At 45.3% G+C, this 17,861-nt stretch carries 10 protein-coding genes; 9 read left to right on the top strand and 1 reads right to left on the bottom strand.

The features are described 5' to 3' along the window. Nucleotides 1-70 precede the first annotated feature (70 nt). The 9 genes from PAE68_RS19970 to PAE68_RS19930 all read left to right on the top strand — a co-directional run bounded on the left by PAE68_RS19970 (nucleotide 71) and on the right by PAE68_RS19930 (nucleotide 15,691). Nucleotides 71-1,015: an ABC transporter permease gene (locus PAE68_RS19970; RefSeq protein ID WP_281891162.1), complete on the top strand. Its 945-nt coding sequence runs from the start codon at nucleotides 71-73 to the stop codon at nucleotides 1,013-1,015. Nucleotides 1,016-1,028: 13 nt separating this feature from the next. Continuing rightward, the gene (locus PAE68_RS19965; RefSeq protein ID WP_281889893.1) at nucleotides 1,029-1,910 is read left to right on the top strand and encodes a carbohydrate ABC transporter permease; all 882 of its coding nucleotides are present in this window, start codon (nucleotides 1,029-1,031) and stop codon (nucleotides 1,908-1,910) included. A 129-nt stretch (nucleotides 1,911-2,039) separates the two neighbouring features. Further along, complete coding sequence (locus PAE68_RS19960; RefSeq protein ID WP_281889891.1) at nucleotides 2,040-6,827, top strand: CBM96 family carbohydrate-binding protein; 4,788 nt, start codon at nucleotides 2,040-2,042, stop codon at nucleotides 6,825-6,827. A 104-nt stretch (nucleotides 6,828-6,931) separates the two neighbouring features. Continuing rightward, a complete protein-coding gene (locus PAE68_RS19955; RefSeq protein WP_281889888.1) occupies nucleotides 6,932-8,569 on the top strand; it encodes a helix-turn-helix domain-containing protein in 1,638 nt (545 codons plus the stop codon). Nucleotides 8,570-8,697: 128 nt separating this feature from the next. Further along, complete coding sequence (locus PAE68_RS19950; RefSeq protein WP_281889886.1) at nucleotides 8,698-10,332, top strand: cache domain-containing sensor histidine kinase; 1,635 nt, start codon at nucleotides 8,698-8,700, stop codon at nucleotides 10,330-10,332. Between the two features lie 105 nt (nucleotides 10,333-10,437). After that, nucleotides 10,438-11,826 (top strand): ABC transporter substrate-binding protein, encoded by a 1,389-nt coding sequence (locus PAE68_RS19945; RefSeq protein ID WP_281889884.1) that lies wholly within the window; start codon nucleotides 10,438-10,440, stop codon nucleotides 11,824-11,826. A gap of 27 nt (nucleotides 11,827-11,853) precedes the next feature. Beyond that, complete coding sequence (locus PAE68_RS19940; RefSeq protein WP_281889883.1) at nucleotides 11,854-12,750, top strand: carbohydrate ABC transporter permease; 897 nt, start codon at nucleotides 11,854-11,856, stop codon at nucleotides 12,748-12,750. A gap of 112 nt (nucleotides 12,751-12,862) precedes the next feature. Then, on the top strand, nucleotides 12,863-13,648 hold the full coding sequence (locus PAE68_RS19935) for a carbohydrate ABC transporter permease (protein ID WP_281891161.1): 786 nt from the start codon (nucleotides 12,863-12,865) through the stop codon (nucleotides 13,646-13,648). Nucleotides 13,649-13,672: 24 nt separating this feature from the next. Next, nucleotides 13,673-15,691, top strand: coding sequence for a heparinase II/III domain-containing protein (locus PAE68_RS19930; RefSeq protein ID WP_281889882.1), 2,019 nt, complete (start codon nucleotides 13,673-13,675; stop codon nucleotides 15,689-15,691). A gap of 198 nt (nucleotides 15,692-15,889) precedes the next feature. Here PAE68_RS19930 and PAE68_RS19925 read toward each other — a convergent pair whose 3' ends face one another. After that, entirely contained in the window at nucleotides 15,890-17,857 is a 1,968-nt protein-coding gene (locus PAE68_RS19925; protein WP_281889880.1) for a glycoside hydrolase family 15 protein, read from the bottom strand. Nucleotides 17,858-17,861 lie beyond the last annotated feature (4 nt).

The raw sequence follows: 17,861 nt of genomic DNA, 5'->3' as shown, positions 1-17,861 counted from the left end.
CTCGGGGAGAGCTAAAGCTCTCCCTGTCATAATCGTAGAAGGAGGGGGATATATGGCCAAGACGCTCTCAATGAAATCTGCAGCGAAAGTTCAAAAGGACGCCCCCGCGTACTGGAGACAATTGCTTAAAGATATTGCGTTGAACAAATATTTGTACCTGATGATGCTTCCAATTATCGCTTACTATGCTGTATTTCATTACGCTCCGATGTACGGTGCTTTGATTGCTTTCAAGGAGTACTCTCCGGTGAAGGGCGTTTCCGGCAGTGAATGGGTCGGCCTTGCGAATTTTAAGGAGTTTTTCGGTTCCTACTATTTTTGGAGAATTTTGAAAAACACGCTCATCATTAGTTTCTACATGCTCATTTTTGGATTTCCTGCACCTATCTTGTTTGCTCTTTTTATCAATGAAGTCCGAAATCAAGTATTTAAGCGCTTCGTGCAGACCTTTTCTTATATGCCTCATTTTATTTCGCTCATCGTCATTTGCGGGATGATCGTGCAATTTACGAACAATGGCGGTGTTATAAACCAATTATTCACGTATTTCGGGTACGATGGGCTCGCCATGCTACAAGACCCAGATCTATTTCGCCCTATCTATGTAGTTTCAGAGATATGGCAAAGAATTGGCTGGGAATCGATTATTTACATTGCTGCGCTTTCGAGCATAGATATGGAACAGTATGAAGCGGCTCGAATTGATGGTGCTTCCCGCTTTAAGCAAATGTGGTATATTACGCTTCCGGGCATTTTTCCGACCATCTCGATCATGTTTATTTTACAAATGGGGAATTTGATTAACGTCGGTTGGGAAAAAATCATCCTGTTGTACAACTCAAGTACGTACGAAACGGCGGATGTTATTTCATCGTTTGTATACCGTAAAGGCTTGCTTGATTTCGGTTGGAGTTACAGCGCTGCTGTCGGCTTGTTCAACTCCGTTGTAAATTTGATGTTGCTCGTTGCGGCGAACAAACTTAGCAAAAAACTGAGCAACAATAGCTTATGGTAGGTGAGGAGATTAAATGAGAGAATCTTCCGGTATTTTGGATTGGGTGTTCGATATTATTGTACACACGCTGCTTGTCATGGTGGCAATCGTGACCCTTTACCCGCTGTTGTATGTTTTGTTTGCGTCAATAAGCGATTCTGGTCAGCTGGTCAGCTACAGTGGTTTGCTCTACAAGCCGCTTGGCTTCAGTCTGGAAGCGTACAAAGCCGTATTTAAAAATCCGGGCATTTTGACCGGCTACAAAAATACCGCGTTCATTTTATTTTTTGGCGTTATCGTCAATATGATTGCTACAATTCTTGGCGCTTATGTGTTGTCAAGACAGAAGGCCATGTTGAATTCAATGTTCATGCTCTTGATTGTAGTGACGATGTTTTTTAGCGGAGGCTTGATTCCGTTCTATCTGGTTGTGAAAGGTGTAGGACTGATCAATTCACTGTGGGCAGTTATCATCCCATTCGCGGTCAACACATTCAACTTGATCATCATGCGGACGGCGTTTCAGTCTATTCCGATAAGTCTCGAAGAGTCGGCCAAAATTGACGGGGCTGGGCATTATGTGATCTTAACAAGGATTATATTGCCTCTATCCATGCCTGTTATTGCAGTAATGATTCTATACTATGCCGTGGATAAGTGGAACGGATGGTTCTACGCTTCGATCTTTTTGAAGAATCATTCCTTGTATCCGCTGCAGTTGACCTTACGGGAGATCTTAATCGCCAACTCGACTGAGAGTATGGCAACCAATTCGTCCGCAGCGGACCAGTTCCAGATCGGGGAGACGATTAAGTATGCGACGATCGTTGTTGCAACTGCGCCGATCTTGTGTGTATATCCGTTCGTGCAAAAATATTTTGTTAAAGGCGTCATGGTTGGGGCATTGAAGGGATAGAAGGAGCTATGACAGACGCCATTCCCATAGGGACCGGCGTCTAACTAAAAGTCAATTTTGAAACCGCTCACATTACAGTCTCTTGTAAGTCATTTCGTCCAATTATAAACAAAGGGAGAGCGATGTAACATGACTAAAAAACGTTTGCCAAGATGGGTCAACATTGGTTTATGTCTGCTGCTTGTATTCGGTATGCTCGGAATTGTGCAGCCTGTAGATGTGCAGGCTTCGTCTGCGTCTGATGAATTCGATACGCTTCGGGCTAAATGGTTGGATTCGCTGACAGGAGGGGCAGCGTTGAATACGTCCGATTCCGATATCGCTGCGAAAATCAGCACTATTGCTACCACGGCTCAAACGAATTGGGATTCGCTCAACAAGGACGCGAATCGAACATACTTGTTTCCGAACGCGCCTAGCCAATATCCGACCAAGTATATTTCTTCAAGCTTTTCGAGGCTACAGCAGATGGCTCTTGCTTATAGCGTTGTAGGATCGCCTCTTTACCATAATCTCTCGCTTCGAGATGACATTATCAGCGGGTTGGATTGGTTATATGCGAATTGGTATAACGAAACGATTCCGTTCGCAGCCTATTCCCCGTCTAACAACTGGTATGATTGGGAGATTGCTTCTCCAATCGCGATTGTTGACACCCTTTGCTTGATGTACAACGATTTGACCAGCACACAAATCAGCAACTATATGACAGCTATCAGTCATTTCACCCCGAATCCGACCACGAATCAGACGAGTACCCCGAGCAATACGAAGCTTGCAACAGGAGCGAATTTGAGCGATAAGAGCATGATTGTGCTCAAGCAAGGCATTCTTGCGAAGGACGGCTCCAAGCTGGCTTCCGTCAAAGATGCGCTGATTCCACTTTTTCGAATGGTGAAGAAGGGTAATGGCTTTTATGAAGACGGTTCCTTTGTACAGCACGATTACCACGCGTACACATTGAATTATGGTAATACTTCGATTATTGGTTTGGCGCAAATGCTCTATCTTCTGAACAATTCTTCCTGGCAGGTCATTAATCCGGAAAGCAATAATCTGTACCATTTTCTATATCATTCATTCGAAAGCATAATCTATAAAAATACGTCGTTCGATAATTTGGGCGGCAGAACGATTTCTTTTCCCTCAAGAACGTTTGATGGCTACTCCTTTATGACTGCGGCTACACGCCTCACGCAATACGGGAGGCCAGCAGATGTTGAACGGCTCAAGGGTATTTTGAAGTACTATCTACAAGAAGGACCGACCTTGGATTACTCGAAGATTCCGATCGACCTTATCACAAGCTTAAAAGCGATCGCAAACGATTCTAACGTACAGTCGAGAGGCGCAATATCTTCTTATAAACAGTTTAATGGCATGGATCGGTCTGTTCTGCTCCGTCCCGGTTTTGGATTTGGGATCAGTATGTTCTCGAATCGCATTTCCAATTACGAATCGCTCAACTACAATAATTTGAAAGGCTGGAATACCGCTAACGGCCGAACGACTCTACTAAATGACGATTTCACACAGTATGCACTCCCGTATTTCGGAACGGTAGATATGTATCGGTTACCGGGAACGACTGTAAACCATGGCGACGATGAGATTGACGCGTTGACGCCTCAAATTTCTCAAATCACGGTGCAAAACGGGCAAGACACAATCACGGACCCGCTTAACGATTGGAGCCTGTCTTATTCGCATACATCGAGCTGGCAATTTGTCGGCGGTACTACCGCCAATTTCGAAGGCGACACTTCTCGAATTCGGCGTAAAGTTAACACAACGGAAGAGGTAGTCTATAATCTTAGTAATTTGACCGTCTTCAAGGCAAAGGTGTATTATAATACACCCTCTGTAACGAACAAAATTAATTTGTATACATCGGCAAATGGTCAGACATGGTCCAAACAATCGAAAACGATAGATACGCCTGTATCTACAGGAAACGGCTGGTTTCGGGCCAACGTATCGATATCAAGCATTCCTGCGGGAACACAATATGCAAAGATCGAATTGGTAACGGATTACACGAGTGGATTGGGCGATCAAAGCTGGGTCGGTGGAACGGACATCGAAGGCAAATACGGAATATCTGGTATGCAGCTCCATCCGGTCGGACAAACATTGATGGCCAAAAAATCCTGGTTCATGTTTGACAATGAAATTGTGGCGCTCGGATCAGATATCAACGGAACGGATAATAAGACGGTGGAGACGATCGTCGATAACTATAGGCTGAATGATCTGGGAGATAACGCGTTGACGGTGAACGGTACAGCTCAACCGACTACATTAGGCTGGTCCAATACGGCGAGCGGTACGAATTGGATACACCGTGCCGGGAACGTGGCAAACTCGGATGTTGGATACTACTTCCCTGGCGGGGCGAATGTATCGATGTTGCGTGAAGCAAGGACAGGATCGTACCAAGAAGTCGATCACAACTATGGATCAACGGATAACTACACGAGCAACTATATGACGATGTGGTTGAACCATGGCAGGAATCCGGCGAATGGCGCTTATGCTTACGTGATTTTGCCGAATATGACAAGCACGCAGGTGAGCCATTATGCTAGCAATCCTGACGTTTCCATACTGGAGAATTCATCTCATGCTCAAGCTGTAAAGCAAAAAACGTTAAATATAGTTGGTGTTAACTTTTGGAAAGATATGACAAAGACGGTTGACCTCATAACAAGCGACAAAAAAGCGTCGGTTATGACCAAGGAAGCTCCAGGTGACTCTATCGAAGTCTCTGTCTCCGATCCTACCCAGGAGAACAAGGGTATTATTAATATTGAACTGAACCGGAGCGCCAGTTACATCATGTCTGCCGATCCGGGCATTACTGTGACGCAGCTAAGCCCGACTATAAAGCTGAGCGTGCTGGTAAACGGAGCCGCCGGTAAAGCGTTCAAAGCCCGCTTTAATCTGAATCCGAACGCAGTGATGCCCGTTCCTTCTGGTGCAGCTGCAGTCAAACTACAATCGCTGGGTATTGTTGACAATGCGGAGGACTGGAGTCAAGTGTATTCCACTACGAATAACTGGGCGGTAGACTCGAGCACCCCATCTTATTTCGAAGGTGACTTCGTTCGATTGAAACGAACTACGAATACACCGGAAAGCATGGTCTACCATGTAGGCGGGATCAACAATTTTTCTGCCAAAATATATGCCGTCGCTTCTGTTGACAACAAGGTCAAGGTATATGCATCCCCGGATAACTTGAATTACGTACAGATCCCAATCACGCACGATACGCCGATTTCTACAGGAACGAGCGGCAACAATGATTGGTACAGGGCAAATTTCACTCCGGCTGAACCTGTTCCGGCGGGAACGAATTATTTGAAAATCGAATTTTCCAATGATGCGCTCATTAAATCGCCGCAGCTATCGCAAATCATCGTGAACGGTACGGCGGTTGCTGCCACCGATTATTCAGCAGTCTACGATCTGGGCTGGAACGAAGCGACGAGCTTGACCACGCAATTCGATGTTACGCCAGGCTCAGCCAATGATGACCAAACGGTAGGGTATACCGGGGCAACCCAGACAATCAGCGACGTAGCGAGTTTGCCGATCGCGATTCGGTTTAATGGTTCAGGCACGGTCGATGTTAAAAACGATTTTTCTTTTCAATCGTTAACAAGTGTCGCTTATACGCCTAACCAGACGTATCATGTTCGCATGGTCGCCAATCTTGCTACGCAAACCTACGATGTTTATGTGACGCCTCCGTCAGGGACGGAAACGCAAATTGCAGCCAATTATGCATTTAAGGCAGGGTCCAGCCTTACGAACTTAGGGCAACTGCTGCTAAAGAGCTCGAACAATGGCGGGCTGAAGGTGCAAAATCATACATTCGCAGCACCGTTACCAAATATTCCAGTGCCGCAGGCGGCTCCGGATGCTCAGTTGACTCCGACGGATGATGCGTTTGTAAGAGACGGCACTTACGCAAGTACGAACTACGGCTCCTCGCCAACCTTAGAACTGAAGACCGGCTCGAGCGGTTATACGCGTCAGGACTATATCAAATTCGATCTAAGCAGCCTATCAAGACCGATAGCTTCAGCTAAGTTAGGATTATACATGGCATTAACAGATACGAGCAGCGCGGTTACGACTAATGCTAATGTCTACTCTATCACTTATGATGACTGGACAGAAGGCACGATTACGTATAATAACAAGCCTGCAACAGACGCGTTACTGGGAAATGTCGTAGCGAATCGCACCTACCAGTACGTCGAGCTTGATATTACCGATTATATAAAGGGACAATATGCCGGAGACAAGCTGGCTAGCTTCGCAGTCATTGAGCAATTAGGTCTTAATGCAATCATGAATAGCAAAGAAAGCTCGAACAAGCCGTATATAAACATTCAGTATACGCCTGAATCCACTACGTATTATCCGTCCGCTGATGCTTACGTACAAAGCGGTACGAATAAGGACACAAACTTTGGTGCCAATACGTCCCTTGTGGCGAAAAGAGGAAGCGGCAACTTGGATCGGCAAAGCTATTTGAAATTTGATTTGAGCAGCCTATCAAGACCGGTCACCTCAGCGAAGCTGGGCATATACATCGGCGTAACGGATGGCAGCGGAGCGCTGTTCGGAGATACAGGCATCTATTCGGTCGGGAACGATAGCTGGACAGAGACCGGAATTACCTATTCGAATAAGCCTCCTGTTAACTCGCTGCTGGCAAGGTTCACTCCCGACCGAACCATGAAATACGTAGAAGTGGATGTTACTTCTTTTGTGCAAGCGCAGTACGCAGGTGACAAAACCGCTAGTTTCGCGGTCATTGACTTCTCAGGACAATTCACGCAAATGTATGGGAAGGAAATAGGTGCTGCGAAAACGTCTTATTTAAAAATTGTGACGAACTAAAACGTTTGAATCAGAAGGGGAGAAAGTCGGGCAGCTGTTTTTTGCTGGGGAGGCTATCGCCTTAAGATATGACTAACACGACACAAGTTTTGGAGGGGTACGACATGACGGCCACCCAGCAAAATTCAGTAACAATGATTATTATTGATGATATCAGAAGTATTGTAGAGGGATTGATTGAGCAAATTCCATGGGAAACATATAACATTCAAATTGTAGATTACTCCTTCAACGGAGAGCAAGGAGTGGAACTCTCGAGGACTTGGAAGCCAGATATCGTATTGACGGATATTCGAATGTCGATGTTAGATGGAATCGATATGGCTCGAGAGGTGCTTGACTTTCACCCAGTCTGCAAAATTATTTTTATGACTGGCTATTCTGATTTTGAGTACGCAAAGACAGCAGTCCGGCTAGGTGCGTTCGATTTTATTTCAAAACCCTTTTCAACAGATGAAGTTATAGAAGCCGTTCTGAAGGCCAAAGAGGAAGTACTTAAGCAACGGGAACAACACCAACAGGTTAATTTATTGCAAGTAAAAGTAAGGGAAAGCATGCCGTTATTGCGTCAGGAGTACTTCAAACTTTTGCTTCAACATAAAAGCACAAAGGTTGAGATCAATCGAAGATGGGATTTCCTACAATTAGATATAGACAAATGGAATCTGGGCGTCATGATTGTGGAAGTCAATCATTTTTTAGAGAACAGCCAACATCTACCTTTGAACGAAGTGGAGCTTGTTCATTTTTCGATTCATAACATATTGGAAGAAACGGTATCAAGCTTTACGAAGGGGGTTATCATTCGTGAAGCAACCAACAGATTTGTTATCATATGCAATGCAAGAAATAATGAAATGCTGGAGGCATTAGCGGATGGTTGCCATGATAACATCATTACATTTGCGAGAAGGGCCATATCTATAGGTGTTGGCGGTAGAGCCACCAGTGTACAGCAGCTTACCGATTCTTACCAGCAAGCCGCCATTGCACTTTCTTATCATTTTTATACAGGTGGCGGTGTAATTCGTTATAGTGATATTTCCAATTATGAGCAAAACCTTCCCCAATACCCTGCTGATGAAGAGAAGGCCATAGTCTCCGCGATCCAGCTTGGAAATGAAGAACTGGCACTAACCATTCTCGATCAATGGTACGAAGCACTGTTGTCTAATAAGCTGCTTCCCCATCCCCAATATCAGGTCCATGTGCTGTACGAGCTCTCAAACGTCCTGTTACGATCAATGATGGAGAAAATCCCTGTTGAAGCATTAGAGCCACTTATAAGACGAATGAGAGATCAGCAGAGTAAACCTACGGGTTCGATGGAAGAAAGCTTCCAGCAAATTCAACTTATTTGCATTGAAGGCTGTCGCATGATCAACAGCAGACATCAAACAGAAGCACAGCGATTAATTGATCGTGCACTTACCTATATTAACGAAAACTGGAATACAGAGTTAACAATTAGTCAATGCGCAGCTTATGTTTTTATTAGTGGGAGCTATTTTGCAAGTCTGTTTAAAAAGGTTACAGGGCAGAGCTTTACACAGTATGTTTCCGGGTTAAGACTCGAAAAAGCCAAGCAATTTCTAATTGAAGGTAAATCCATTCAAGAGGTTGCTACCACCCTTGGCTATGAGGATCGCCGTAATTTCAGCGATATGTTCAAGAAGTTAACTGGAATGACGCCAACTGAATATCGAACTACTTTAGGGTACGATCCGATCAATGGGAGATGAATATTGGAATAAGCTCCATTTTTTACAGTATATCTTTCAAAAATCGAATCAGAATGGCATTCATCTGTCTAATCCTGATGGCTGTGTTTGCAACCGGCACCATGACCCTATATATGACGTCGAGAATTATGCAAGTCAAGGCCATGACCTTGAGTCAGGATACCCTTAACAAATCAGCACAGGCTTTCGATGAGAAACTGAGACACTTTGGCGTATCACTTTCTACTTTGTTAACTAGCAATGAATTTAAAGAGATGGCTCGTGCTTCTGAGAATGGAGAGAAGGGGACATATTTTAGGCATTACTCCTCGCTCCAGGTTCCATTCATGCAGCTGCGATTGATCGAACCATTCATTCGTTCTGTACTCGTCACTTCGCCCATCGGAGAATTTTATTCCACCCACAATGTCCGTGTCCAACAGGATACGGACAAAAGTAGTGATATTTATAGAAAAATGATGCAAGAACAGCGATCATTCTGGATTGGAGGCCATGAAGATCCATTTTTCACAGATCATGATCGTGTGATTTCCCTTGTACTCATAGGTATTGCAAATGATGACCCCCATCAGGATGTTAATGTTATTGCTAATTTTAGTGAGAGCGAATTACAGGACTTCTTATTTGAGAATGCAATCGATTATCGCGAAGGAGTTGCGTGGATCGGTCCTGATGGTCAGTTACTCATGGCTCAGCCGTATTTTCAGTATAAGGATATGGTGCAAAGTTCAGCCATTTTAGAAAAAATAAAATTGGGAGCAGGTTCCTTTGATGTTCAACATAATGGTGATGAACTCTTAATAAATTTTCAACATTCCAAAGTAATAAAAGACTGGACACTGATCAGTATCAAGCCGCGAAGTGAGGTATTAAAGGAGCTAAGAAATATTCAATGGATTGTAATTACCGCGACTTTGGCAAGTGCTGTCTTAGCTTTGATCTTGTCCAATTTGCTAGCACAGTATTTATCGGGTCCTTTAATCAAGCTGCAAAGACTCATGCGAGCGGCGGGGTCTCACAGTGATCTGAATGTTCGATTTAAAAGCCCCTATCGGGATGAGATCAGCCAAGTAGGAAATCAGTTCAATCAAATGCTAGAGCAAATATCGATGCTCATCCAAGAAATAAAGGATGTAGAGAATGAAAAGCGAAGGGCCGAGATTAAAGCATTACAGGCCCAAATTGATCCGCACTTCCTTTACAATACTTTGAATACAATCTACTGGAAGGCTGGTTCCCAGCGGACAAAGGATGTCATGCAAATGGTCATGTCACTTTCAAAGCTTTTTAAGCTTGGTCTTAATAATGGGCAGGAATGGACAACACTCGAGAAGGAGCTTCAGCATGTGGAGCATTATTTGAACCTGCAAGTTCTTTGCTATGAAGAGTTATTTGCTTATGAAATCCATATAGAGGATCGCAGTCTATTGAGTCTGATGATTCCTAAAATCATCATTCAGCCTTTAGTAGAAAATTCTATTCTACATGGCTTTAAAAATAGGGAGAAAGGTGGATATATTTATATTCGCGTTGAAAGGGGACACCAAGAATTATGTCTTGAAGTTAGAGATAATGGCTGTGGTATAGATGTTGAACAAGTTCAGGCTGGTATATACATGGAGAGTACGAATGGTTCATTTGCTTTGCGTAATGTGTTTCAGCGGCTCCAGCTGTGTTATGGCGAAATGGCCCGCATTCATTTTACAAGTGACGGTGGAACATCGATCCGCATTCGAATACCGCTCTCGAATCTTAGCGAGTAGAGTTGATTCTCCCCCCTTAGTGCATGGAATGGCATCACACGCTACTGCATTCAAAAATACTATGATAGACATGTAGGCAATTATATTAAGGGAGGTTACATGATTATGATGAAAAAAGCAGGGCTTATCGGTTTGATTAGCTTAATGGCATTAACGATGTCGGCTTGTAGTACTACGGGAACCAAACAGGCTGAGGAAGGCGCAGGAGCGTCTATCCATCCGAAAACGAAATTGTTATTTTGGACCTTCAATCGGCATGATTTGGATTTTATGAAGGAAAAGATAGATGAATTTAATAAATCCAATAAAGATAATATCGAAGTTGAATTAGTCTCCATGTCGGAAAACTTTAAACAATCTTACGAGGTAGCTGTGGCTAGCGGTCAAGCCCCGGATATTTTTGTTCCCAACTCTGCATATTTTGTTGATTTTGCCAAGAAGGGATACTTTGAGCCTTTAGATGGATATATGACTCCAGAGATGAAGCAACAATACGAATCATCTGTGATGGAAGGTGTCAACACATACAAAGGCAAGCTGTATTCACTTCCAAACTTCGGTTATACGGTCCGGTTGGTTTACAATAAGGAGCTTTTTGAAAAAGCTGGAATCTCAAATCCGCCCAAAACATTAAATGAAATGACCGAATATGCCAAAAAGATTACTGAGATCGGGAAAAAGGACGGTATTTACGGCTTTGCATTGAACTTTAAAAATCCGAATAGTGCATTTGAACGTTCTGGGGTACGAGTTGCACAAGCGATGGGTCTAGGATCTTATGGGTACGATTTTAAACAAGGAAAATATAATTTTGGTATGTATAAAGATGTTGTGCAGGCTTATAAACAAATGAAGGATGACGGCAGCATGCTTCCAGGCGTAGAGTCTTTGGATATTGATCCACTTCGCGCACAATTTGCAGCTGGCAAAATTGGAATGTATATCTCATACTCTGCAGAAGTAGGAGTATATCAGTCGCAGTTCCCGACAAAAATTAAATGGGCTGCATCCGCAGTTCCAACCGCTGACGGCAGCATTCAAGGTACTGTGGCAACTACAGGAGGAAATTGGCTTGCAATTAGCAGCTCCTCGGAGAAAAAGAAAGCAGCATGGACACTTTTTGAATTTCTTCAAAGTGAGGACTCCCTCGTGAAGTATGCCGAGCAAGGCTTAGGAGTTCCGGTTGCACCGGGTATCGCCAATAAAGTCAAATCGAGTAGCGAAATTTACGGCCTTGACTACTTCATGCCAACGAAATACGATGCGCTTGCATGGCCTGTGGCACCCACAAGTCTCTTGACAGTAACGGGCTTGAAATATGCGGATACATTCTGGAGGTATATCCTAGAAGGAGGCGACTGGGATGAGGTGGCAAAAGATTTAAATAATCGATACAACACCGCTCTCGATAAGGCTATTAGCAGTGGGGATATTACAGACCCCAAGAACCCGAGTTTTGATGCTGCAAAATTGCAGGGAGGCTTGGTGAAATAAATCGGCTTCGTAAAAGGAGGGATACCCATGAGTAACCTACGTAAGCTCGGCGTTGCTTATATGTTCACATTACCCAGCTTTCTACTAACGATCGTGCTTGTCGTATACCCTATTTTTTGGGCTATTCGTTACATGTTCTATGATTATAAAGGTTATGGGACACCTGTATTCATAGGACTGGATAATTTCACTAGGCTTCTGCATGACGGCTTATACTGGCAATCCGTGATTAACACTGCTTTCTATGCAGGTGGTAAATTGCTACTCACGCTTCCGTTATCTCTTATGCTCGCAGTCATTTTAAATCGAGCAATAAAAGGCAGGCAACTGTTGAGAGCAGTTTATTTTCTTCCTACCATTATCAGTTCATCCGTGATGGCTATTGTATTTTATGTCATTTTCAACTCATATAACGGAATATTGAATAAACTTCTGATTAAGCTGCACCTTGCTGATACACCCATTGATTGGCTGGGAACCAAGTATGCGATGCTGACCGTTATTCTCATTGCTGCCTGGGGAGCTATTGGAAACTATATGTTGATGTTTATTGCTGGCTTACAAGGTATTCCGAATGACTTATACGAAAGTGCATCGCTCGATGGAGCAGGTGAGTGGCAGAAGTTTCGTTTTATCACCATTCCAATGCTAGGACCTGTAATGCAAATGATTGTGATGTTGGCCATAACCGTTTCTCTAAAGGGCTATGAGAGCATTATGGTGTTAACTGAAGGTGGGCCTGTCGGCAGGACAGAAGTGATGTATTTATACGTATACCGACTATTTTTCCCTGTATCTACTGGAGCCTCCGTCGAACAGGACTTTGGTTACGGAAGTGCCGTTGGCTTTGCTACAGCACTGATTGTGGGTGCGGTAACCGCGGTGTACTTCCTGCTGTCGCGTAGAATGAGCAAGATCTATTAATGGGAGGGCCGCCATGTCAGTACACTCTGCTGCACTTTCGCGTGAACGCGTCGCTAGAATCCATGCCAAAAAGACAATTGGTTTTGTTCTACTTTGGGTGTTCTTGCTTTGTATGCTTGTATTCACTGTATTTCCAGTTATTATGGCCATTTTAGGCTCTTTTAAAAGTAACGCTGAAATTAGTCTCGGCGATAACTTCCTGCCCGAAGCATGGCAATGGTCCAACTATGTCGCAGCTTGGAATGGTGCTAACTTTAGTCGATTTACTTGGAATAGTTTATTCATTTCATGCGCTGCAACAGTAGGTACGCTCTTTGTTGCTTCTCTGGCGGGTTATGCCGTTGATCGTATCGAATTTCCCGGTAAGCGATGGTATGTATTCATTCAATCCACGACCTTATTTATTTCGATCGGGGCTGTGGTGTTACGGCCACAATTCGATATGATGAATGCAATCGGTTTAAACAAGTCTCTACTAAGTGTCATACTTATTATAATCGCTGGGCATGCTACGACATTTTTTATACTTATTGGTTTTTACCGTTCTATTCCCAAAGATCTTGATGAGGCCGCAATGATTGACGGCTGCGGTTTTTTCCGATTGTATTGGCAAGTCATTCTTCCATTGCTTGCACCAGGGTTAGGGGTTGCCGGACTGCTCGTATTCAGAAATGGATGGAATGAATATATTTTACCGCTAATCTTTACGATGAGTAAACCGGACCTTCAGCCTTTGACCGTAGGGCTGGCTAACCTAAGGTACGGTGCATTAGGGGCTGCGCAGCAGACACATTTGATGCTGGCGGGGGCATGTTTATCCATTCTGCCAATTCTGGTTGTTTATATGTTTGCTAATAAATCGTTCATGCAGATGTCTGCAGGTTCAATTAAGGGTTAACACCTAATGAAGGAGAGCGACAGCATGATCCAATTTACAGAGCTGGAAGTGACCGGACTCCGTCACAAAGCTCTTAGAAACGGAGCTATCATTGACAAACTACTAGATCGTGTTGAGCCATTACTACAACATGACCTTAAAGTTCCCGTAACAGCGCTTGCTACCTGGGGCCTCTATTATTATTGTCCGATTCACTCCGTTCCATTAGAATTCACTTATGCTGAAGGCGAGCAGCACAGGTGTTCGTTATGTACAGATGTGCATCTAGGAGAACCGTTTGACGGAGGCTGGTGGAGACACGTTAATGGTCTGAACGCAGATGGTTGCTATGATTTAGCATTATTATGGCTGCTGACCGGTACAGAAACATTCAGGGATAAAGCTGAAGACATTTTGGTGCAATATGCGCGCTATTATCCAAGCTATGAGATCCATGGCGGAATTCCGTACAATAATCCGGGTAAGGCTAATTCCCAAACGTTATGCGAAGCAATGTGGATCCGCAGTTTAGCAATGGGATATGACATCATTAAGGAGACCTTATCAGAAGAACAACAATTATTCATTGAGAAAGATCTTTTTACTGTATGTGCGGAGGTATTAAAGACGTACAGGATGGATCAAATTCATAACCATGAAGTGCTTGTTGGCGGGGGTCTTGGCATTCTGGGTATATTGTTAAACAGATCGGATTATGTGGACTATGCGCTTCACTCGAAGTATGGGCTTGTGTATCAGCTGGAACATGGCGTACTGCATGATGATTTCTGGTTTGAAGGAACATTCCATTACCATTTTTTTGCTCTAGAGGCATTTATGGTATATGAAAAATTCGCTAGGCATACCCCTTATGGTTTGCTTCAGCGTCCTGAATATAGAAAAATGCTTAGTATGCCGATTCAACTTTTGCAGTCCGACTTAAGTTTGCCTAAGGTTGGAGATGGTGTTGGAAACATTCTAAATGATCATTTACCGGAGTTTTATGAATTTGCATTCGCGGTATATGGAGACTGGGAATACGCCTGGTTACTCGACCAGTATTATCAGACGCACGAACGAAATAACATCGATGCCTTCTTATATGGTGTGGAGAATATACCGGAGACGCCTGAGTATGTACTAAGAGACTATCATGACAATGATGCATCCGGCTTTACTGTATTTAGAGGCTCAGGTCAAAAGTACTTGCTAATCAAGCATGGGAAGTATGGCGGAGAGCATGACCATTACGATAAGTTAGGCATTCACTTTTCAGCATTCGGCGATGAGATCGCCCCGGATTTAGGAACGACAGGATATGGGGCACCGCTACATTATGACTATTATAAAAATACCGCGACCCACAATACGGTAGCTATTCAAGGTTCGAACCAACCGCCGGCAAATGGGAGGACGGTCAGATACCTCCAACAGCATGATTATAAGCTAATCGAAGTAGAAGCAGTTTGGGATGGATCATTTTCTGGTATTGATTCATTGACGAGGGTTGAATGGGAGGAGTCTATTTACGCTGGCATTCAGATGAGACGATTAATTATCTGGCATGACAAATATTTCGTGGAAGCATTTCTTGTTAAGAATGCTGGCGGTCAGACGGTGGATTGGATTCTTCATAGCCGCGGGGAACGGATGGTTGAGTCTAATGTGACGCCTAGTGAAGAGCTCCAAGCGCTCGATACACGTAAACCGTTAACATATATTCAACAGCTACAGCGTCATAAGCCGAATGGAACTTGGCATACGAGATGGAGCTGTAGCCGTTGTACACTGAGTCTTTTTAGTTTTTGCAGCAAAGAGAACACGCTCATTTATGGTAAGGGACCAGATAATCCGTCAGTGAATGAACTGTCATATTTATTTAATCGAGTCGAATCTGCAAATGATGTACTATATGTGAATGTGGTTGAAGCATACGAAGGACATCGACCTTATATAGTAGGTGCAACAATTGAAACGAAAGATGATCGGCAAGTAAAGGTTGTGCTTACTTGTGAGGATGGGGAAGTCAAGGAGCATTTGTTTGAAATAGGGGAAGATTTGTAAGGACTCCCCACGCTTACAGGCAGGGGCTTAATCGATGGTTCGGTCAATACCGACTGTTATTGCCCCGAGCATACGTAACAGGCCCATGCTCACCGCATGGGCCTGTTCTATATCTCGTCTTGCTAGCATACGCTCGGCATATACGCTTATAGCAGCACTTGCAGCCGCCATCTGTCGAAATAGGTGTCGAATGAAGCCTTACGCCTGCTGCTGCAGCTTCTTGAACTTCTCCGTATACTTCACAACGGTCAGCACATAAGTGGCGTGCGACCAGGTGAGCGGTGCGACCGATACCGGATCGCCGGTGAACGGATCGAGCTGCTCGGACAGGACGCCGCTCTCCATTGCGTGCTTGACAACCCACTCGAGCGTGCGGCGCGGCGACTCGAGATCGGCGAGTGTCTTCGCGTATTCGATCTCCCACTCGGCCATCCATAGGGTACAGATGATCCAAGGGTTGCCCGGCACCTTCTCGATATCCGAGGAGCGCTGGAAGTAGTAGTCATGGTAGTAGCGAGCGATGCCGCCGACGTCGGTCTTGATCGTCAAGCGGTCGCGGTTCTTCAGCATCGTGCTGGCGACGCGCGGGTCGTCGGCTGGCAGGACGCCGAATTCGAAGATGCCGTAGACGCTGCTCTCGTACGTGCGGTCCTTCACCCATACCCCATCCTCAAGATATAGGCCGCGCACGAAGCGCTGCTCCTCTTCACAATACAGATGCTTCAGGATGCCAGTCTTGATCTTCTCCGCTGTATGGCGGTAGCGGCTCGAGCGCTCCTCGTCACCGAACAGGCTGCAGAAGTTCGCCGCGGCGATCAAGCCGCCGTATACAGCCGATGCGGTGAACGTGAAGATGCCATAGCGCTCCTCCCACAGATCGTAGCTCGGCTTCGGCAGCGACAGGTCATGCTCGATGTAGCTCGACATGAAGCGTGCTGCGCGGCGAATCAGGTTCCGGTACAGCGATTGCGCGAGCTCGATATCCTCGTGGCGCGTGTAGTCCTGCCACATCGCGAACAGGACGAGCGCCGTTTCGTCCTCCTGAATCGGCAGCTGCACCTTGTCACCGTTCAAGTAAGGGTGCCAGCTGGAGCCCACCGTGCCGTCCGGGTTGTACTTATGGTGCAGGTAGCCTTCCGGCGACAGGGCGTTCGCGCAGAAATGGAAGAACGGTGTAATCATGCCCTGGTAGCCGGCCATCGACATCGCATAGGCGATCAAGGCGCCGTCGCGAGGCCACATGTAGCTGTAGTGGTCGCGGTTCGATTGCATAATGTCGGAGTCGTTAGCGGCGATGATGGCGCCGTTCACGTCCGTCTGTGTGCGAACCATGAGCAGGCTGTGCTTATACATGCGAACGCAGGCATCTGTCAGGTTGCCGTAGTCGCGCTCGCTTTTGTTAACCCAGCGCTGCCAATATATTTTCGTACGCTCAAGCAGCTTATCCGGGTGGCTCTCCTTAACGTAGGCGTCAAGCTTCTTCACTTCCTCGAGATTCTTGCCCGCGGTCATCCAGTAATAGATCAATCCATCCTCGTTCGGAGCGACGTGCGTGCGAAGTGAAATCGTGCTGTCGACGGAGCCTTGAGCGATCGCGTTGCAGGACAGGTTGCCGTCCTCCGCATCGCGCCATGTGCCCTCGGCATGATAGAAGCGCTTGACCCCGGCCGTATACTGGTAGAGACCGTCGCTGCCGCTCAAGCCGTTGAACATGAAGTAGCGGTCCTTCTTGTAATGGAACACCGTGTTGTTGAGCGGGTAGTAGGCGGCTGTATCGCCGACCTCGGTCTCATTGATTACGAGATCCTGATGGAAGAACATGCGCACCTCGCGCACCTTGTCCCAATGATTGTGAACACGAACCCGCTTGAGATAAATATCCTCACGCTGATGAACGGCATCATTGATGTAAAGCGTAATGCCCAAATGGTAGTGCGATGCCCGGACCTCGGTAACCAGTGAATCCTCCACGTAGGAGAGCTCAATCTTCCAATCCGGATCGGATAGCCATGAGAACGTTCCGTCTACCCATAGACCTACGCGGCAATGATAGCCGCCCACATGGTTTAATTGGCCCACATACGGATAATACAGATCCCGCATGTAGTTGTTGCGATCCAAATTGATCAAAAACTTACCGTTCCCGATAACGAGATGTCTAGGCAAAACG

This window comes from Paenibacillus sp. YYML68 (assembly GCF_027923405.1).
Classification (GTDB): Bacteria; Bacillota; Bacilli; order Paenibacillales; family NBRC-103111; genus Paenibacillus_G.
Note: the sequence above shows the minus strand (reverse complement) of the source record. Positions and strands in the feature narration are given on the sequence as shown.

Bases quoted from the DNA above. Each gene is read 5' to 3' on its own strand.
- PAE68_RS19970 (WP_281891162.1), top strand. From the start codon at position 71: ATGAAATCTGCAGCGAAAGTTCAAAAGGACGCCCCCGCGTACTGGAGA.
- PAE68_RS19965 (WP_281889893.1), top strand. From the start codon at position 1,029: ATGAGAGAATCTTCCGGTATTTTGGATTGGGTGTTCGATATTATTGTA.
- PAE68_RS19960 (WP_281889891.1), top strand. From the start codon at position 2,040: ATGACTAAAAAACGTTTGCCAAGATGGGTCAACATTGGTTTATGTCTG.
- PAE68_RS19955 (WP_281889888.1), top strand. From the start codon at position 6,932: ATGACGGCCACCCAGCAAAATTCAGTAACAATGATTATTATTGATGAT.
- PAE68_RS19950 (WP_281889886.1), top strand. From the start codon at position 8,698: ATGCAAGTCAAGGCCATGACCTTGAGTCAGGATACCCTTAACAAATCA.
- PAE68_RS19945 (WP_281889884.1), top strand. From the start codon at position 10,438: ATGATGAAAAAAGCAGGGCTTATCGGTTTGATTAGCTTAATGGCATTA.
- PAE68_RS19940 (WP_281889883.1), top strand. From the start codon at position 11,854: ATGAGTAACCTACGTAAGCTCGGCGTTGCTTATATGTTCACATTACCC.
- PAE68_RS19935 (WP_281891161.1), top strand. From the start codon at position 12,863: ATGCTTGTATTCACTGTATTTCCAGTTATTATGGCCATTTTAGGCTCT.
- PAE68_RS19930 (WP_281889882.1), top strand. From the start codon at position 13,673: ATGATCCAATTTACAGAGCTGGAAGTGACCGGACTCCGTCACAAAGCT.